16 protein-coding genes and 1 riboswitch are annotated in these 18,016 nt (G+C 59.8%); of the genes, 8 read left to right on the forward strand and 8 right to left on the reverse strand.

Going from position 1 to position 18,016, the window contains the following annotated elements; all coding sequences use genetic code 11:
• The first annotated feature begins 67 nt into the window (after positions 1-67).
• Positions 68-1,333 (forward strand): sodium:proton antiporter, encoded by a 1,266-nt coding sequence (locus tag P3G59_RS27275; protein WP_277759671.1) that lies wholly within the window; start codon positions 68-70, stop codon positions 1,331-1,333.
• Here the strand turns inward: P3G59_RS27275 and P3G59_RS27280 are convergent, their stop codons facing one another.
• Both P3G59_RS27280 and P3G59_RS27285 read right to left on the reverse strand, forming a co-directional pair.
• On the reverse strand, positions 1,334-2,221 hold the full coding sequence (locus tag P3G59_RS27280; protein WP_277759672.1) for a formate/nitrite transporter family protein: 888 nt from the start codon (positions 2,219-2,221) through the stop codon (positions 1,334-1,336).
• A gap of 190 nt (positions 2,222-2,411) precedes the next feature.
• The gene (locus P3G59_RS27285; protein ID WP_016984776.1) at positions 2,412-2,819 is read right to left on the reverse strand and encodes a hotdog domain-containing protein; all 408 of its coding nucleotides are present in this window, start codon (positions 2,817-2,819) and stop codon (positions 2,412-2,414) included.
• Positions 2,820-3,016: 197 nt separating this feature from the next.
• Positions 3,017-3,116: riboswitch (S-adenosyl-L-homocysteine riboswitch) on the forward strand.
• A gap of 23 nt (positions 3,117-3,139) precedes the next feature.
• Here P3G59_RS27285 and ahcY point away from each other — a divergent pair.
• The 4 genes from ahcY (at position 3,140) to P3G59_RS27305 (ending at position 8,692) form a co-directional block, all read left to right on the forward strand.
• Positions 3,140-4,549, forward strand: coding sequence for an adenosylhomocysteinase (ahcY, locus tag P3G59_RS27290; protein WP_277759673.1), 1,410 nt, complete (start codon positions 3,140-3,142; stop codon positions 4,547-4,549).
• Between the two features lie 191 nt (positions 4,550-4,740).
• Positions 4,741-5,586 (forward strand): methylenetetrahydrofolate reductase [NAD(P)H], encoded by an 846-nt coding sequence (gene metF / locus P3G59_RS27295; protein ID WP_277759674.1) that lies wholly within the window; start codon positions 4,741-4,743, stop codon positions 5,584-5,586.
• Positions 5,587-5,779: 193 nt separating this feature from the next.
• Positions 5,780-6,592, forward strand: a complete 813-nt coding sequence (locus P3G59_RS27300) for a transporter substrate-binding domain-containing protein (RefSeq protein ID WP_277759675.1) — start codon at positions 5,780-5,782, stop codon at positions 6,590-6,592.
• A gap of 222 nt (positions 6,593-6,814) precedes the next feature.
• Positions 6,815-8,692 (forward strand): DEAD/DEAH box helicase, encoded by a 1,878-nt coding sequence (locus P3G59_RS27305; protein ID WP_277759676.1) that lies wholly within the window; start codon positions 6,815-6,817, stop codon positions 8,690-8,692.
• Positions 8,693-8,927: 235 nt separating this feature from the next.
• Here P3G59_RS27305 and P3G59_RS27310 read toward each other — a convergent pair whose 3' ends face one another.
• The 3 genes from P3G59_RS27310 to P3G59_RS27320 form a co-directional block, all read right to left on the reverse strand.
• Positions 8,928-9,521, reverse strand: a complete 594-nt coding sequence (locus P3G59_RS27310) for a YceI family protein (protein WP_277759677.1) — start codon at positions 9,519-9,521, stop codon at positions 8,928-8,930.
• A 31-nt stretch (positions 9,522-9,552) separates the two neighbouring features.
• Complete coding sequence (locus P3G59_RS27315; RefSeq protein WP_166221461.1) at positions 9,553-10,104, reverse strand: cytochrome b; 552 nt, start codon at positions 10,102-10,104, stop codon at positions 9,553-9,555.
• Between the two features lie 337 nt (positions 10,105-10,441).
• Entirely contained in the window at positions 10,442-12,211 is a 1,770-nt protein-coding gene (locus P3G59_RS27320) for a flavin monoamine oxidase family protein (protein WP_277759678.1), read from the reverse strand.
• A 222-nt stretch (positions 12,212-12,433) separates the two neighbouring features.
• On the opposite strand from P3G59_RS27320, the gene P3G59_RS27325 reads away from it, so the two are divergent.
• Complete coding sequence (locus P3G59_RS27325; RefSeq protein ID WP_277759679.1) at positions 12,434-13,840, forward strand: adenosylmethionine--8-amino-7-oxononanoate transaminase; 1,407 nt, start codon at positions 12,434-12,436, stop codon at positions 13,838-13,840.
• 143 nt (positions 13,841-13,983) lie between these two features.
• Entirely contained in the window at positions 13,984-14,703 is a 720-nt protein-coding gene (locus P3G59_RS27330) for a 16S rRNA (uracil(1498)-N(3))-methyltransferase (protein WP_277759680.1), read from the forward strand.
• A 186-nt stretch (positions 14,704-14,889) separates the two neighbouring features.
• Here P3G59_RS27330 and P3G59_RS27335 read toward each other — a convergent pair whose 3' ends face one another.
• Positions 14,890-15,507 (reverse strand): hemolysin III family protein, encoded by a 618-nt coding sequence (locus P3G59_RS27335; RefSeq protein WP_129395881.1) that lies wholly within the window; start codon positions 15,505-15,507, stop codon positions 14,890-14,892.
• A gap of 210 nt (positions 15,508-15,717) precedes the next feature.
• Here P3G59_RS27335 and P3G59_RS27340 point away from each other — a divergent pair, with 210 nt between their 5' ends.
• Entirely contained in the window at positions 15,718-16,638 is a 921-nt protein-coding gene (locus P3G59_RS27340) for a LysR substrate-binding domain-containing protein (RefSeq protein ID WP_116028388.1), read from the forward strand.
• A 190-nt stretch (positions 16,639-16,828) separates the two neighbouring features.
• Here P3G59_RS27340 and madM read toward each other — a convergent pair whose 3' ends face one another.
• Together madM and madL are read right to left on the reverse strand one after the other, a co-directional pair.
• Entirely contained in the window at positions 16,829-17,593 is a 765-nt protein-coding gene (madM, locus tag P3G59_RS27345) for a malonate transporter subunit MadM (protein ID WP_277759681.1), read from the reverse strand.
• A 1-nt stretch (position 17,594) separates the two neighbouring features.
• Positions 17,595-18,011 carry a malonate transporter subunit MadL gene (madL, locus tag P3G59_RS27350; RefSeq protein ID WP_277759682.1) on the reverse strand — a complete coding sequence of 139 codons (417 nt, stop codon included), beginning with the start codon at positions 18,009-18,011 and terminating at the stop codon, positions 17,595-17,597.
• Positions 18,012-18,016 lie beyond the last annotated feature (5 nt).

Consider the following 18,016-nt stretch of genomic DNA (forward strand, 5'->3'; position numbering starts at 1 on the left):
AACCCATCCAACCCCTGCACCAAAGATTCGGTGCGCTATCTTTCACCCCTCATCCAAAGGACCCCGGATGCTTGAACTTGTCGCCGCTTTCATCTGCCTCACCACCCTCCTGACCTTCGTCAACTTCCGCTTCATCGGCCTGCCGCCGACCATCGGTGTGATGGTTACCGCACTGCTGTTCTCGCTGATCCTGCAAGGCCTGAGCGTGCTCGGCTACCCCGGTCTCGAAGAGCGCGTGCAGCAACTGATCGGCCAGATCGACTTCGGCGATCTGCTGATGAACTGGATGCTTTCATTCCTGCTGTTCGCCGGCGCCCTGCACGTCAACCTCAACGACCTGCGCAGCTACCGCTGGCCCATCGGCCTGTTGGCGACCTTCGGCGTATTGATTGCCACCACGGTGATCGGCAGCCTCGCCTATTACATTTTTGCCCTGTTCGGCTGGCACGTGAGCTTCCTGTACTGCTTGCTGTTCGGCGCATTGATTTCGCCGACCGATCCGATTGCAGTGCTTGGCGTGTTGCGTACCGCCAACGCATCGAAACCATTGAAAACCACCATCGTCGGCGAATCGCTGTTCAACGACGGCACTGCTGTCGTGGTGTTCACCGTATTGCTGGGCATCGCCCAACTCGGCGAGACCCCGACCGTCAGCGCCACCGCGATGTTGTTCGTTCATGAAGCCATCGGCGGTGTGCTGTTCGGCGGCCTGATCGGTTATCTGGTCTATCGGATGATCAAGAGCGTCGAGCAGCATCAGATCACTGTGATGCTGACCTTGGCGCTGGTTATCGGCGGTTCGGCAATGGCCACCGAGATTCATGTTTCGGCACCAATTGCGATGGTGGTCGCCGGCCTCATCATTGGTAACGTCGGGCGTAATCTGGCGATGAATGACATGACCCGCCGCTACCTCGACGGCTTCTGGGAATTGCTGGATGACATGCTCAATGCGCTGCTGTTCGCACTGATCGGCATGGAGCTGTTGCTGCTGCCATTCAACTGGCTGCACATGGCGGCGGCAGGTTTGCTGGCGGTGGCGATTCTGCTGTCGCGCCTGCTCACCGTGGCCCCGGCAATTGTCCTGCTGCGCCGCTGGCGGACAGTGCCTGCCGGCACCATCCGCATTCTGACCTGGGGCGGTTTGCGCGGCGGTGTCTCGGTGGCACTGGCGCTGGCCCTGCCGCTGGGCCCGGAGCGCGATCTGTTGCTGAGCATCACTTACATCGTGGTGCTGTCGTCGATCCTGCTGCAGGGTCTGACCATCGGCAGGCTGGTCAAACACGCGACTCGCAACGAGCCCGTGACCAGCAGCGAACCCGCGCATCACTGATCATTTTTTGATCTCCTGCGGATCAGGTTTCTCGGCCTGATCCGCAGATTCCTTCGGCGCCCCGCTCTCACTGCGAATCTGCGCATGGCTGATCAGCGCGAAGATAAAGCTGCCGCCAATGATATTCCCCGCCAGCGTCGGCCCTGCGAATACCGCCCAGAAATCACTCCACGGCAACTCGCCGGCAAATACCAGATATGACACCTCCGCCGAACCCACCACGATATGGGTGAAATCGCCGAGCGCCATCAGATAGGTGATGAGGATGATGATCCACATCTTCGCGCTCTCCATGGACGGGATCATCCAGACCATGGTGGCGATCATCCAGCCGGAGACGATGCCTTTGGCGAACATCTGGCTGGCGTGGTTTTCCATGACCTTGCGGCCGATTTCGAGAAAGGCATGGTCAGTCTTGGTGTCGAAGATCGGCAGTTCGAGCATTACGTACGCGACCAGAATCGTGCCGCACAGGTTGCCGACCAATACCACTGTCCACAGACGGATCAGCCGGCCGAAATTACGGATCGTCGGCTTGGTCATGACTGGCAATACGGCGGTCAGGGTGTTTTCGGTGAACAGTTGCTGCCGGGCGAGAATCACCGCCAGAAAGCCTGCGCAGTAACCGAAACTGGCGATCACCTTGAACTCATCGCCCTCGGGCAGGCGCGAATTGAGCAGGCCCATGCCCATCAGTGACAGGCCCATGGTCAGCCCGGCCGCCAGCGCCGACCACCAGAGTGCGGCAATGCTGCGCTCCAGTTCCTGGTCGCCCTGGGTGCGGATGATTTCATGCAGAACCGCCGCGCGGGGCGGCTGGCTTTTCTCGACTTCATGTTTTTCATCGGTCGAGAGGTTGGGGGTCTTGCCGTCTGTCGGGGTACTCATGGCGCGGGAACCAGTGGGGGGCTTTCAGCTACGACCCCTGCCATTTGGAATACGTTCTGTAGGCGCCACGTAAATCCCTGGATATACGCTGATAATGTAGGAGTTGCCGAAGGCTGCGATCTTTCGATCTTGCTTTACAAAAAACAAAGTCAAAAGATCGCAGCCTTCGGCAGCTCCTACAGGGCTCGCATTATTTGGTGACGAGTTCATCTTCCTGAAACTGGTCTTTGACGTACTTGATCTCGGTGCGGCCGTGCGGCGCCGGCAGACCGTCTTCACCGAGGTTCACAAAAACCATCTTCTCGACGGTGAGAATGCTCTTGCGAGTGATCTTGTTGCGCACTTCGCAGGTCAGGGTAATCGAGGTGCGGCCGAACTCGGTGGCCGTAATGCCCAGCTCGATGATGTCGCCCTGGCGCGAGGCGCTGACGAAGTTGATTTCGGAAATGTACTTGGTCACCACGCGCTGATTGCCCAACTGCACGATGGCGTAAATCGCTGCTTCTTCGTCGATCCAGCGCAGCAGACTGCCGCCGAACAGAGTGCCGTTGGGGTTGAGGTCTTCGGGTTTTACCCACTTGCGGGTGTGGAAATTCATGTTCACTCCTGAGCGTTTGCCGAAAGATGGGCGCCATCTTGGCAGACCGAGCGGTCAGGCTCCATGCGGCTTCGACTATGGTCGCCATTAACGATCTTCATCTGGCCGACAGAAACCCTTTGGAAGATCAGTCTAGACGGCTATAATCGCCCCCGTTTCAAAACGGTCATCTTCAATTGATACCGTTTTCCCGCCACCTGTCCGAGGGGCGCTGCAGCAGGTTCAACCTGTCAGGCTCGGATGGGGCGTTGACCGGCCTTAGGCTGGACACTAAACGCACAACGGCGCCCATTCGCATACATTACGAATGGAGGCTCTTCATGAGCGCTGTTATCACGCCTGCAGATTTTAACGATTACAAAGTTGCCGACATGTCCCTGGCTGCCTGGGGCCGTCGCGAAACCATCATCGCCGAATCGGAAATGCCGGCCCTGATGGGTCTGCGTCGCAAGTACTCCGGCGAACAGCCGTTGAAAGGCGCCAAGATCCTCGGCTGCATCCACATGACCATTCAGACTGCCGTGCTGATCGAAACCCTGGTTGCCCTGGGTGCCGAAGTACGCTGGTCGTCGTGCAACATTTTCTCGACTCAGGATCAGGCTGCTGCCGCTATCGCTGCTGCCGGTATCCCGGTTTTCGCCTGGAAAGGCGAAACTGAAGAAGAGTACGAGTGGTGCCTGGAACAAACCATCCTGAAAGATGGCCAGCCATGGGACGCCAACATGATCCTCGACGACGGCGGCGACCTGACCCAGCTGCTGCACGACAAGTACCCACAAGTACTGGATCGCGTTCACGGCGTGACCGAAGAAACCACCACCGGCGTACACCGTCTGCTGGACATGCTGGCCAAGGGCGAACTGCGCATCCCGGCCATCAACGTCAACGACTCGGTGACCAAGTCCAAGAACGACAACAAGTACGGCTGCCGTCACAGCCTGAACGACGCGATCAAGCGCGGTACCGACCACCTGTTGTCCGGCAAGCAAGCACTGGTCATCGGTTACGGTGACGTGGGCAAGGGCTCCGCTCAGTCCCTGCGCCAGGAAGGCATGATCGTCAAGGTTTCCGAAGTTGACCCGATCTGCGCCATGCAAGCGTGCATGGACGGTTTCGAACTGGTTTCGCCGTTCATCGACGGTATCAACGACGGTTCCGAAGCCAGCATCGACAAAGCACTGCTGGGCAAGATCGACCTGATCGTGACCACCACCGGTAACGTCAATGTTTGCGATGCGAACATGCTCAAAGCCCTGAAGAAGCGCGCCGTTGTCTGCAACATCGGTCACTTCGACAACGAAATCGACACCGCTTTCATGCGCAAGAACTGGGCATGGGAAGAAGTGAAGCCACAGGTACACAAGATCCACCGTACCGGCCCGGGCGCTTTCGACGCACAGAACGACGACTACCTGATCCTGCTGGCCGAAGGCCGTCTGGTTAACCTGGGTAACGCCACTGGCCACCCAAGCCGCATCATGGACGGTTCGTTCGCCAACCAGGTGCTGGCGCAGATCTTCCTGTTCGGCCAGAAGTACGCCGACCTGTCGCCAGCCCAGAAAGCCGAGCGTCTGACTGTTGAAGTACTGCCGAAGAAACTCGACGAAGAAGTGGCCCTGGAAATGGTTCGCGGCTTCGGCGGCGTGGTCACGCAACTGACCAAGCAACAGGCTGACTACATCGGCGTGACCGTCGAAGGCCCGTTCAAGCCGCACGCTTACCGCTACTAAGACAAGAGCAGCTGCGAGCTTCCAGCTTCAAGCGGCAAGCGAGGTCAAAAGCCGAACTTGCCGCGCGAAGCCTAAGGCTCCGCCCCTATTTCAAAACAGTGTCAGGCCGCAAGCTTCAGGCACAAGAGACCGGCGCACCTCCGCTGCTCTTGCAGCTTGAAGCTTGCAGCTTGTAGCTGGAGGTTCCCTCCATGTCCCAAGACCGTCGCTACAGCTTCGAGTTCTTCCCGACCAAGACCGATGCTGGGCATGAAAAGCTGCTCAACGTTGCCCGTCAGTTGGCAACGTACAATCCCGATTTCTTCTCCTGCACCTATGGCGCTGGTGGTTCGACCCGTGATCGCACCCTCAACACCGTTCTGCAACTGGAAAGCGAAGTCAAAGTTCCGGCCGCACCGCACCTGTCGTGCGTCGGCGACAGCAAGGACGACCTGCGCGGCCTGCTGAACGAGTACAAGGCGGCCGGCATCAAGCGCATCGTCGCCCTGCGTGGCGACCTGCCGTCCGGCATGGGCATGACCAGCGGTGAGCTGCGTCACGCCAATGAACTGGTTGAATTCATTCGTGAAGAAACCGGTGACCATTTCCACATCGAAGTCGCTGCTTACCCGGAGATGCATCCGCAAGCGCGCAACTACGAAGACGATCTCGCCAACTTCGTGCGCAAGGCCCGTGCCGGTGCCGACAGCGCGATCACCCAGTACTTCTTCAACGCCGACAGCTACTTCTACTTTGTCGACCGTTTGCAGGCGCAGGGTGTGGATCTGCCGATCGTCCCGGGGATCATGCCGATCACCAACTACAGCAAACTCGCGCGCTTCTCCGATGCCTGCGGTGCGGAAATCCCGCGCTGGATCCGCAAGCAACTGGAAGCTTACGGCGATGACACTCAGAGCATTCAGCGCTTTGGTGAGCAAGTCGTCAGCGAGATGTGCGAACGCCTGTTGCAGGGCGGCGCACCGGGGCTGCATTTTTATTCCATGAACCAGGCTGAACCGAGTCTGGCGATCTGGAATAACCTGAAGTTGCCTCGTTGAAACAGCTGCAAGCTCCAAGCTGAAAGCTACAGGCAAGATCAAAAGATCGCAGCCTTCGGCAGCTCCTGCATTGGTGTTAATTACTCCGTGCAGGAGCTGCCGAAGGCTGCGATCTTTTGCTTTTAAAGCCCCGAAACAGAGCTTGTGCAGGCACTTTCTGGCTCTTTCGCGTTTCTCGTCGTAATCTCAAGCCATGCCTTTGATCACGCAATTATTCGCCGTGCTGGTTTTTGCTTGCCTGAGCTTCGCCGCTCGAGGCGAGAAGCTGCGTATTGTCACCGAGCCATGGGCGCCCTACGTGTATGAAGAGGGCGGCAAGAACCTGGGGCTCGACTACGAAACCACTGCCATTGTCTTCAAACGGCTGGGCATTGAAGTCGATTGGCAATTCCTGCCATGGAAGCGCTGCCTGTCGATGCTTGAGACCGGTCAGGCTGATGGCGCGCTGGACATTTTTCACAGCGAAGAGCGCGACGCCACCCTGCTTTACCCGAGCGAACCGCTATCGGATGTCGAGTTCGTGATGTTCTACGCCAACGACCGGCCGCATCCGTTCAGCAAACTCGAAGAACTCAAAGGTCTGACCATCGGCACTTCGCCGGGCTATCTATACAGCCCGGACTTTCGCGAGTCGACGCTGTTTAACCGTGAACCGGCACCGACCCACGAAGCCAACTTCGGCAAACTGGTGCGCGGTCGAATCGACTTGCTGATCACTGATCGCCGCGTTGGCCAGCATTTACTCGATGAGTTGAATATTCGCGATCAGATCACTGAAAACCCTACTGTCATTAGCCGTCAGAGCCAGTATCTGGCGGTTCGACGCAATGCCGGCATGGATTTGCTGGTGCAGCGGTTTGGCGCCGAACTCAAGCGATTCAAGCGCGAACCGGCCTACGCCGAGCTGAGCGCACGCTACGGCGCCGCCCCCGCCAGCAGCCCATCAATGAATTCAGCCAAGGCCAGCGGCAAAACCGTTGAGCAGCAGGAAAGCAGCGCGCAGTGATTGCTCTGTTATACTCCGGCGTTCCCGCCAGGCTCACGCCCGGACGCCCGGAACCGTAACAGGCCTCTCGACCCGCTACAGCGCAGCTTTGCAGCCCGCGCGAGCACTCCAGACGTGCCTTCGGAACCGCAGCAGGACCGGACGGGATTGCGTCCTCTTAAACGCCATTCGCGCCAGGCAAGACTCCCATTGGGCCAAGCCCTAACTAAAACAGGATTACTCATGTCCTTTGCTTCCCTCGGTCTCTCCGAGGCTTTAGTCCGCGCCATCGAAGATGCGGGCTATACCGAGCCTACTCCGGTGCAACAGCGGGCCATTCCCGCCGTGTTGCAAGGTCGCGACCTGATGGTTGCGGCACAGACAGGTACCGGTAAAACCGGCGGTTTCGCCCTTCCGATCCTGGAGCGGTTGTTCCCCAACGGTCACCCGGACAAATCCCAGCGTCATGGCCCGCGCCAACCGCGCGTACTGGTCCTGACCCCGACCCGCGAACTCGCGGCCCAGGTTCACGAGAGCTTCAAGATCTACGCCCGTGACCTGAAATTCGTCAGCGCCTGCATCTTCGGCGGTGTCGGCATGAACCCACAGGTTCAGGCCATGTCCCGTGGCGTTGACGTCCTTGTTGCCTGCCCGGGCCGTTTGCTCGACCTGTGCGGCCAGGGCAGCGTTGACCTGTCCCACGTGGAAATCCTCGTCCTCGACGAAGCCGACCGCATGCTCGACATGGGCTTCGTGCACGACGTGAAGAAAGTCCTCGCGCGCCTGCCGTCCAAACGTCAGAACCTGCTGTTCTCGGCAACCTTCTCCAAAGACATCACCGACCTCGCCGGCAAGCTGCTGCACAACCCGGAACGCATCGAAGTGACGCCGCCGAACACCACGGTCGAGCGCATCGAACAACGCGTGTTCCGTCTGCCGGCCAGCCACAAGCGCGCGCTGCTGGCCCACCTGATCACCGCCGGCGCGTGGGAACAGGTGCTGGTCTTCACCCGCACCAAGCACGGCGCCAACCGTCTGGCCGAGTACCTGGACAAGCATGGCCTGCCGGCTGTGGCGATCCACGGTAACAAGAGCCAGAACGCGCGCACCAAAGCGCTGGCTGACTTCAAGGCCAACCAGGTGCGCATTCTGGTCGCCACCGACATCGCCGCACGCGGTCTGGACATCGATCAGTTGCCGCACGTGGTCAACTTCGAACTGCCGAACGTCGATGAAGACTACGTTCACCGTATCGGCCGTACTGGCCGTGCCGGTCGTTCGGGCGAGGCGATCTCGCTGGTCGCGCCGGACGAAGAGAAGCTGCTGAAAAGCATCGAGCGCATGACCAAGCAGAAAATCGCCGACGGCGACCTGATGGGCTTCGATTCGAGCACCATTGAAGCCGAGAAGCCGGAAGTGCGTGAGCGTCCGGACGTGCGCAACCCGCGCAATCCACGTGGCCCACGCGGCGACGGTCCGAATGGCGGCGGCGGTGGCGGCGGTCGTAAAGACAAGGGCAAAGACAAGGGCAAAGAGAAGCCGGCCGGTGAACGTGGCGAGCGCCCTGCCCGTCAACAGAAACCGCGCGAAGGCACTCCGGCCCGTGAACAGCGCCCAAGCCAGCCGCCACGTGCGGCCGCTGATCGCGCACCGGACGAGTTCCTCGACGACGATATCGATAACTTCGGTAACCGCGTTGACTACGTGCCGAAGCCAGCTCCGGCCGGCGGCCGTGGTCGCCGTCCAGGTGCACCGGCTCAGGGCGCAGGTTCAGGCGCACCTCGCGGCGGTCAGTCGCAAGGTCGCCAGAACGGCCCGCGCAACAGCAACGGTTCGAGCACGGGTACCCCGCCAGCCAAACGCAGCGGCCCGCGCAACGGTGCACCGCGTGACGGTCAGTCGGGTCGTCGCGACGAGTCCTCCTCGTCGTCGCGCAACCGCCGCCCGGCCCGCGACGATCAGCCTCGTAGCGAGCCAGCCGTGCAGAACCCGCGCAGCAACGGCCCGAAGATCATGCACAAGGAATCGAAAGCCGACCGCTTCCCGACGCCTGAACAGCTTGATCAACTGCCAAGCCGCCCGCGTGGCGAAAAACCAGCACTGCTGACCCGCAATCGCTGAGTTAACGCCGCCATAAAAGATGCCCCGGTTCGCAAGAGCCGGGGCATTTTTATGAGCGCTGCAAATTGCTTTGTGTAGGAGCTGCCGCAGGCTGCGATCTTTTGATCTTGATCTTCAAAAACCAACATCAAAAGATCGCAGCCTTCGGCAGCTCCTACAGGGGTTTGTATTGTGACAGACAATAAAAAACGCCCCCGGCCTTGCGACCGGGGGCGTTTTTGTGTGGCGGCGAAAGTTATTTCGCTTTCACACCTTCAAACGAGATGTACAGGTCGACGTTGTCGGATTGTGGGCCCAGATCCATCATCTTGCCGAAATCAGAGCGCTTGATGCTGGTGGTGCCTTCGAAGCCGGCACGGTAGCCGCCCCATGGATCCTTGCCTTCACCCAGGAAGGTGGCTTTGACCACGATTGGCTTGGTCACGCCGTGCAGGGTCAGGTCGCCGGTCACGTCAGCAGTGTCTTTGCCAGCGGCGTTCTTGCCAGTGGATTTGACGCTGGTGGAGACGAATTTGGCGTCAGCGAATTTGCCCACGTCGAGGAAGTCTTTGCTGGAGATGTGCTTGTCGCGTTCGGCGTGGTTGGTGAACACGCTGGCGGTTTTCACATTGAATTCGATTTTGCTGTCTTCAGGCTTGGCAGCGTCGAAGCTGAACTTGCCATCGATATCCTTGAAGGTACCGGTGATGTAGCTGTAGCCCAGGTGGCTGATCTTGAAGTCAACGAAGGCGTGCTGGCCTTCCTTGTCGACGGTGTAGTCAGCGGCCATTACATTGGCGGACAGCACGGCAGAACCGATTGCCAGAGCGGCCAGAGTCTTTTTCAACATGCTTTCTTTTCCTTTGAGTCGAGGTTGAACTTCAGGCTTTGCGACCGAGCATTCGCGTCAGGGTCGCATCACGATCGATAAAGTGGTGCTTCAATGCTGCCAACGCATGGAGACCGGAAAAAATTACCAGTGCCCACGCCAGCCAGAGATGAATCACCCCAGCGGTATCTGCCTGATCCGGTAGCCCGGAAACCAGTGCAGGAACTTCAAACAGGCCAAACACCGGGATCCCGACACCGTCTGCGGTGGAAATCAGGTAACCGGCAATCATCACAGCGAACAGCGCCAGATACAGGAACCCGTGGCCGAATTTGGCGCCGATACGGGTCATGCGGCTGTAGCTTTGCAGCGTCGGCGGCGGTGGGCTGATAAAACGCCACAGCACCCGCAACACCATCACACCCAACAGCACCAGACCGATGCTCTTGTGCAGATCCGGCGCGTCTTTGCGCCAGGTGCTGTAGTAATCCAGCCCGACCATCCACAGGCCCAGCGCGAACAGTCCGAAGACCACCAGCGCCACGCCCCAGTGCATGAAGATGCTGACCCAACCATAGCGCGAAGAAGAGTTACGTAGCTGCATTGCCCAAATCCTGTGAGAACTGCGAACCAAGACTAGCGAGTTATCTATCGAATTAAAGCGGAAAATTTTGCTTTGAAATATCGAGAAATACGATCAAGAGTCTGTGAGTGGCTTGTTAAGGAAAGATTAAAGGGAAAAGTGTGGCTGGATGTTGTTGCCGGGCAATGGATTTGCGTTGTCTGAGCTGGCCCTGTGGCGAGCAGGCTCACTCCTACAGTGACCGTATTCCAACTGCAGAAATGCGTCCCCCTGTAGGAGTGAGCCTGCTCGCGATAGCGGTCTTACAGGCAAAAAAAAGCGCGGCATAAACGCCGCGCTTCTTCATTCACCGCAAGGCTTACTGCGCCTTGGTCTCCGTCGCCGCAGCAGGTTTAGCCGCTGGCTTCTTCGCCGGTTCAGCTTTCTTCACTGCCGGTTTCGCCGCAGGCTTTTTCGTTTCGGTTTTCGCCGCAGGTTTCTTCGCCGCAGGCTTGGCTGCCGCTTTCTTCGCTGGTTCAGCTTTCACCGGCGCAGCAGGCTTCGGCGCTTCCACCGGAGCTGGCGCTGGTGCCGGGGTCGGCGCGGGCGCTGGAGCGACCGGAGCAGGCGCTGGCTCTGGCGCCTTCACAGGCTCTGGCTTCTTCTCGTCATCCGAACCGCCGAACAGATTAGTGAAGAAGTTGCCCTTCTTCGCCGCCACGGCACCCGCCGCGCCTGCCGCTGCTGCAGCCGGCACCACTTTGACTGGCTCAAAGGATTTGCCCGCCGCCAGATCTTCAACCTGGCTGGCCGCACGCTGACCGGTGCGCAGTGCGCCTTCCAGCGTGCCCGGGTACAAGGTGTCGGTGTGTTCGCCGGCGAACGTCACGCGTTGCAGCGGACGCTCCCACAGGCGCCAGAACTTGCTGATCTGGCCCGGGCCGTAAGCCAGGTACGCGCCGCCCATCGACGGGTCGGTGCTGTAGCGACGGATTTCATAACCGGTGAACGAGCCACGGGCCTGTGGATAAAACGCGTGCAGACGGATCAGCACCTGATCGACCATCTGCTTGTCGCCGAATGCCTGCATCACGCGGGCATTGTCGCCGGACAGGTTGATCACCACGTTGGCGCCGCCCTTCAGGGCAGGTTCGATCCAGAGCATGCCGAGACCTGCGTTGCTGTAGATCTCGCCGGACATGCGCGCCTTGCTTTCCCACACCGGCGTCTTGAACTTCAACATGATCTGGTCGCGCCAGCCGTAGTTGGTGCCCTTGATCGCGGCCATGTGCTGGGCATCCAGCGCCGGCGTCAAAGCAATCTTGTTCAGCGCACGCAGCGGCACAGCCAGTACCACGTAGTCAGCCTGGTAGCCAACACTGCCGACCTTGACGGTCACGCCGTCCTTGTCCTGATTGATCGCCGACACCGGCGAGTTGGTCTTGATCGTCTTGATCTGTTTGACGAACGCCTGTGCCAGCACCTGGCTGCCGCCGACCAGACGCGAAGCACGCAGGTCACGGTCGGAGACGCCGCGATACACACGGTTCTGCTGGGCGAAATACAGCAGCGACAGACGCGAAGGTTCGTCGTAGTGAGTACGGATGTCCTGGTTGATCAACTGGCGCGCGGTGGCCGGCAGATTCTGCTTGTCGAGCCAACTCGCAACGGTGATCTGGTCCAGCGCGTGCAGGGTGCTGGTCGCCGCCGGGTTCTGCGGGTCGTCGATCGAGCGCGCCAGATCATCGAGGGTTTTCTGATAGCGCTTCAGGGCATCGGCGGTAGCCGGCTGCTTCGTCGCCAGATCGGCGGCAGAGAAATACTCGCCGTCGATCAGATAACCCGGCGTACGCACGAATTCCGGGGCCGGCGTGGTGCCGAGCTTGAAGGTCGAAACGTACTTGTTCAGCACTGGCTGCGTCTTGTCGTTGCCGATCCACTCGCTGGTGGCCATGCCCGAGCGCCCGCCCATGCTCGGCTTGGCTTCCAGCAGCGTGACCTGCCAGCCTTTGTTTTGCAGCTCATAAGCAGCGGTCAGACCCGACAGGCCGCCGCCGATCACGATTGCAGTTTTATCCTTGGCCAGCGCCGTAACGCTGAACAGCCCCAACATCACCAGCGCACAGGCGCGCAGCCAACCGACAGACATTCAGCGAACTCCGGAAATAACACAGAAAAAAGCAGTTGTGCGGGTCAGACGACCCAAAGAACCGCGAAGAATACGTTAGCCATCAAAACGCCGCCAGCGACGTCTATCGGCTCATACAAAGTAGCTCAATCGACACAATGGGTTGTCCCCGCGCGATGCATTGCATAGGCTTGCGCGATTGTTTGCCCGCGCCTGACGCGAGCCGCCTCGAGGAGACTGTAAATGGGCCTGAATAACCAGTGGATGCAACGCGACCTCGCGGTGTTGTGGCATCCCTGCACCCAGATGAAAGACCACGAACAGCTGCCGCTGATCCCGATCAAGCGCGGTGAAGGCGTCTGGCTCGAAGACTTCGAAGGCAAGCGCTACCTCGATGCGGTCAGCTCGTGGTGGGTCAACGTGTTCGGCCACGCCAACCCGCGGATCAACCAGCGCATCAAGGATCAGGTCGATCAGCTGGAGCACGTGATTCTGGCCGGTTTCAGCCATCAACCGGTGATCGAGCTGTCCGAGCGACTGGTGAAGATGACGCCGGAAGGCCTGAACCGGGTGTTCTACGCCGATAACGGTTCGTCCTGCATCGAAGTCGCGCTGAAAATGAGCTTTCACTACTGGCTCAATCGCAACCAGCCAAACAAGAAGCGCTTCGTCACCCTGACCAACAGCTACCACGGCGAAACCATGGCGGCGATGGCGGTCGGCGACGTGCCGCTGTTCACCGAAACCTACAAAGCACTGCTGATGGACACCCTCAAGGTGCCGAGCCCGGATTGCTACGGGCGCCCCGAAGGCATGAGCTGGGAAGACCACTCGCGCAATATGTTCGCCGCCATGGAACAGACCCTGGCCGAGAACCATGACAGCGTCGCGGCAGTGATCGTCGAGCCGCTGATTCAGGGTGCCGGCGGCATGCGCATGTATCACCCGGTGTATCTGACGTTGCTGCGCGAGGCCTGCGACCGCTATGGCGTGCACCTGATCCTCGACGAAATCGCCGTTGGCTTCGGTCGCACCGGGACCATGTTTGCCTGTGAACAGGCCGGCATCCGCCCGGATTTCCTCTGCCTGTCGAAAGCCCTGACCGGCGGCTATCTGCCGCTGGCCGCGTGCCTGACCACCGACGAGGTCTACAGCGCGTTCTACGACGACTACCCCACCCTGCGCGCGTTCCTGCATTCGCACAGCTACACCGGCAACCCGCTGGCGTGTGCGGCGGCATTGGCGACGCTGGATATCTTCGAGCAGGACAACGTCGTTGAGCACAACAAGGCCCTGGCCCAGCGCATGGCCTCGGCGACGGCGCATCTGGTCGATCACCCGAACGTCTCTGAAGTGCGCCAGACCGGCATGGTGTTGGCCATCGAGATGGTCAAGGATAAAGCCACCAAAGAGGCCTACCCTTGGCAAGAGCGCCGTGGTTTGAAAGTGTTCCAGCATGCTCTGGAGCGTGGCGCGTTGCTGCGTCCGCTGGGCAGCGTGGTGTATTTCCTGCCGCCGTACGTGATCACCCCGGAGCAGATCGACTTCCTCGCCGAAGTCGCCAGCGAAGGCATCGACATCGCCACGCGTGACAGCGTCAGCGTTGCCGTGCCAAAAGACTTCCACCCCGGCTTCCGCGATCCGGGCTGATTCAAAATTTGTGGCGCCTGAACTGCCGCTTTCGCGAGCAGGCTCGCTCCCACAGGGGAATGCGTTCCAAATGTGGGAGCGAGCCTGCTCGCGAATGAAGTCGACACCGATCCACCTGATTCACATCTTTCCAGAGACCCGAAATGAGACTGTCCCGCTTCTTTATCGACGCCCCCCTGAGCACTGGCGAACACGAATTGCCGGAGGCCCAGGCGCATTACATCAGCCGCGTGCTGCGCATGGCCGAGGGCGATGCGGTGCAGTTGTTCGACGGCTCCGGCCAGGAATTTCGCGGCGCCCTGCTGGAAGTCGGCAAGAAGCGCGTGACCGTGCAGATCGACGAGCAATTCGCCGGTCAGGTTGAATCACCGCTGCACATCCACCTCGGCCAGGGCCTGTCCCGGGGTGAGCGGATGGATTGGGCGATTCAGAAAGCCACCGAGCTGGGCGTGAATGAAATTACGCCTATCTTCAGTGATCGCTGCGAAGTGCGCCTCAAGGACGAACGCGCCGACAAGCGCCTGCTGCACTGGCGTCAGGTGGCAATCAGCGCGTGTGAGCAATGCGGGCGCTCGCGGGTGCCGGTGATTCATCCGCCGGTGCTGCTGGCGGACTGGATCAAGCAGACCGAAGCCGAGTTGAAACTGGTGCTGCATCCGGTGGCCGAGCCATTGGTGAGTCATGCCAAACCGGCAACTTTGGCGTTCTTGATCGGGCCTGAAGGTGGTTTGACGGATGCCGAAGTCGAGCAGGCCAAAGGCAACGGCTTCCACGCCGCCCGCCTCGGCCCGCGCGTGTTGCGCACCGAGACGGCGCCGGTGGTCGCACTGGCGGTGGCCCAACAGCTTTGGGGTGACTTCTAAGGCCCCATCGCTGGCAAGCCAGCTCCCACAAGAGATCCTGGGTTCGCACAAATGTTGTGTTCACTGGCTATCTACTGTGGGAGCGAGCCTGCTCGCGAAAGCGGTGTATCAGCCAACATCAGCATCAGCTGGACTGACGCCTTCGCGAGCAGGCTCGCTCCCACAGGGGATTGGGGATGATTCGGTTTAGAGGACGTAAAACAAGATCGCGACAAAGTGCAGCAAACTCCCGGCAATCACGAACAGATGCCAGATCCCGTGCGCATGCCGCAAGCGGTGATCAAGGGCAAAAAAGATAATCCCCACCGTGTACAAAACCCCGCCCGACGCCAGCCAGGCAAACCCGGTGGTGCCCAGCGCCGCAATCAACGGCTTCACCGCCACCAACACAATCCAGCCCATCACTGCGTAAATCACGATCGACAGAATCCGCGCCTCCGAACGCGGTTTGATCTCCTGCAGGATGCCGATCAGCGCCAGCCCCCAGACAATCCCGAACAGCGTCCAGCCCCACGGCCCGCGCAGGGTCACCAGGCAGAACGGCGTGTAGCTGCCGGCAATCAACAGGTAGATCGAGAAGTGATCGACCTTTTTCATGATCGCTTTCTTGCGCCCGCGCACGCTGTGGTACACGGTCGAGGCGCTGTAGAGCACCAGCAAGGTGAAAGCGTAAATCGCCACACTGACAATCTTCCACGGGCTGCCGTCGAGGCTGGCAATCACCAACATCCAGACGCCGCCGACAAAAGCCGCCACTGCCCCGACCAGATGGGTCCAGGCGTTCAATCGTTCTCCGTGATACATGTATCGCTTACCTCAATATTCGTTACGGCAGCGCGCAAGGCTCGGGCCTAGAGCGTAAAAGCGCAATGTTTCTGTTCAACACCAGGATCAAAAGATCGCAGCCTTCGGCAGCTCCTGCAGTGAGATCGCACTCCAATGCAGGAGCTGCCGAAGGCTGCGATCTTTTGCTCTTCAAGGCACAATCGACGCATTCCAAAAAGAGTCCGCGCCATGCTGATCGACGAAGAATTGACCCTGAAAAAACTCGAGGTGTTCCTCGCTTTCATGCGCACCGGCAACCTCGCCCGCGCCGCCGCCGAGTTGCAGACCAGCAACGTCAGTGTGCACCGCGCGATTCACTCGCTGGAAAGCGCCCTGCGCTGCCCGCTGTTCAAACACGAAGGCCGCAACCTGACGCCGCTGGAAAGCGCTTATGTGCTGGAGGAGCGCGCGCAGAAGCTGATCAACGACGTCGTCGAAAGCGTGCGCCTGACCCGCGAAGCGGCCGGGTTTTCCGCCGAACGCTTCAAACTCGGCTCGCTGTATTCACTGACAGTGAAAACCGTACCGCAACTGATCATGGGCCTGAAGATCCGCCGCAGCGAACTCAACATCGACCTGATCCTCGGTTCGAACATCGACCTGCTCTACAAGCTGAAAAACATGGAAGTCGACGCGATTCTGGTGTCGCTGGACGACAGCATCAACGACCCGGATTGCGAGCAAATTGCGCTGTTCTCCGACGACATCTTCCTCGCCACCCCGGCGGATTCAAAGTTCGCCCAGCGCAGTGAAGTGGACCTGGCGGAAGTGCGCGATGAAACCTTCATCACCCTGACCCAAGGCTTTGCCACGCATCAGGACGGCAACCGGGTGTTCAAGCAGGCGGGGTTCGAGCCAAAGGTGGCGATGCAGGTGAATGACATCTTCACGCTGTTGAGCATGGTCAGCTCGGGGGTGGGTTATGCGTTGCTGCCAGGAAGGATTGCGGCGGTGTATGAGAATCGGGTGAAGCTGATTCCGTTGCAGGAGAAGTACCGGTTGCAGCAGCACATTGGCGTGGTGTTTTTGAAGGCCAAGGAGAGGGATCCGAATTTGCTGGCGTTGCTGGCGGAGTGTCGGATGTATGCCAATCGCCAGACTGGGGTTTAGATCAAGATCAACAGCTACCCCCTCACCCCAGCCCTCTACCCCAAGGGGGCGAGGGGGAAAGGGAGCAGATCTCCGTGGGTTTCAAGGCCTGAGTTCGACTCAGAGCTTTCAGGTCGATGTATAACGCCAAAACAACTCGGTCAGTCCCCTCTCCCTCCGGGAGAGGGTTAGGGTGAGGGGCTCTTGATCTTCAGCCCACAATCCCGCGAACAATGAAGAACAACAGCGATGGCCCCAGCAAACACCCAAGCCCGGTGTGGAACGTCGCCGTCAGCGCCCCATAAGGCACCAACCGCCGATCCGTCGCCGCCAGCCCCGCTGTCACCCCGCTCACCGTCCCGGCCAAGCCACCAAACACCATCGCCGAACGCGGGTTATCCAGGCCCATCCAGCGCGCCGCGACCGGCGTGCCGACCATCACCAGAATCGCCTTGATCAACCCGGTGGCAATCGACAGCGCCATCACATCCGACGTCGCGCCAATCGCCGCGCCAGTCACTGGCCCGACGATGTAAGTCACCGCGCCTGCGCCAATGGTGGTCATGCTCACCGCATCGCGATAACCAAACGCCCAGGCCATGCTCGCGCCGACAATGAACGGCAGGATCGTGCCCAGCAGTAGCGCAATTACACCGATCATCCCGGCCTTCTTCGCCTCGGTCGCCTGCACTTCAAAAGCGGTGGCAACAATCGCAAAATCACGCAGCATTGCCCCGCCCATCAGGCCGATGCCGGAGAACAATGTCAGATCCGCCAAGCCTTTCTGCCCGCCAGTCATGGTGCCGCCGACCCACGCCAATACCAGCCCTATGACGATGGCGATCGCCGAGCCGTGAATGCGTCCGAACGTCAGGCGTTTGGACAGAATCACCGACACCCACATGATCACGCCGACGAAGGCGAATGCAGTGACCAGCCCGTTGTGTTCCAGACCTTTCTCGATGAGATCCCACATATCAGCGGCCTCCTACCGGGGTGCCAACCGGCGTGATTTCCGCCGGTTCATCGGGCAATGGTTCACCCTTGTGAGTACGACTGATCAAGGCAATCGTGCAGCCACAAACCACTACCGAACCAACCGCCGCCAGCACCGCCACCGGTCCACCATGCAGCGCCGTCACAACGTTCTGTTGCGCAGCCATTGCCACCACCACCGGAATGTACATCGCGCCCCAGAAGCCGACGCCCATCTCGCAATCCTTGGTCATGCCGCCGCGCTTCTGCATCCACAACCGCGCGCAGATCAACAGGATCATGGCAATGCCGACCCCGCCGACGTTGGATTTGACGCCCAACAACACGCCGAGCATGTCACCCATGATCACCCCTGCCAGCGTACAGATCGCGAGCAGCGCCACACCGTAAATAATCATTGTTG

It is taken from the genome of Pseudomonas sp. A34-9, assembly GCF_029543085.1.
Taxonomy (GTDB): Bacteria; Pseudomonadota; Gammaproteobacteria; order Pseudomonadales; family Pseudomonadaceae; genus Aquipseudomonas.

Bases quoted from the DNA above. Each gene is read 5' to 3' on its own strand.
- P3G59_RS27275 (WP_277759671.1), top strand. From the start codon at position 68: ATGCTTGAACTTGTCGCCGCTTTCATCTGCCTCACCACCCTCCTGACC.
- metF (WP_277759674.1), top strand. From the start codon at position 4,741: ATGTCCCAAGACCGTCGCTACAGCTTCGAGTTCTTCCCGACCAAGACC.
- P3G59_RS27320 (WP_277759678.1), bottom strand. From the start codon at position 12,211: ATGTCTGTCGGTTGGCTGCGCGCCTGTGCGCTGGTGATGTTGGGGCTG.
- P3G59_RS27325 (WP_277759679.1), top strand. From the start codon at position 12,434: ATGGGCCTGAATAACCAGTGGATGCAACGCGACCTCGCGGTGTTGTGG.
- P3G59_RS27305 (WP_277759676.1), top strand. From the start codon at position 6,815: ATGTCCTTTGCTTCCCTCGGTCTCTCCGAGGCTTTAGTCCGCGCCATC.
- P3G59_RS27335 (WP_129395881.1), bottom strand. From the start codon at position 15,507: ATGTATCACGGAGAACGATTGAACGCCTGGACCCATCTGGTCGGGGCA.
- madM (WP_277759681.1), bottom strand. From the start codon at position 17,593: ATGTGGGATCTCATCGAGAAAGGTCTGGAACACAACGGGCTGGTCACT.
- madL (WP_277759682.1), bottom strand. From the start codon at position 18,011: ATGATTATTTACGGTGTGGCGCTGCTCGCGATCTGTACGCTGGCAGGG.
- P3G59_RS27285 (WP_016984776.1), bottom strand. From the start codon at position 2,819: ATGAATTTCCACACCCGCAAGTGGGTAAAACCCGAAGACCTCAACCCC.
- P3G59_RS27300 (WP_277759675.1), top strand. From the start codon at position 5,780: ATGCCTTTGATCACGCAATTATTCGCCGTGCTGGTTTTTGCTTGCCTG.
- P3G59_RS27315 (WP_166221461.1), bottom strand. From the start codon at position 10,104: ATGCAGCTACGTAACTCTTCTTCGCGCTATGGTTGGGTCAGCATCTTC.
- P3G59_RS27330 (WP_277759680.1), top strand. From the start codon at position 13,984: ATGAGACTGTCCCGCTTCTTTATCGACGCCCCCCTGAGCACTGGCGAA.
- ahcY (WP_277759673.1), top strand. From the start codon at position 3,140: ATGAGCGCTGTTATCACGCCTGCAGATTTTAACGATTACAAAGTTGCC.
- P3G59_RS27310 (WP_277759677.1), bottom strand. From the start codon at position 9,521: ATGTTGAAAAAGACTCTGGCCGCTCTGGCAATCGGTTCTGCCGTGCTG.
- P3G59_RS27340 (WP_116028388.1), top strand. From the start codon at position 15,718: ATGCTGATCGACGAAGAATTGACCCTGAAAAAACTCGAGGTGTTCCTC.
- P3G59_RS27280 (WP_277759672.1), bottom strand. From the start codon at position 2,221: ATGAGTACCCCGACAGACGGCAAGACCCCCAACCTCTCGACCGATGAA.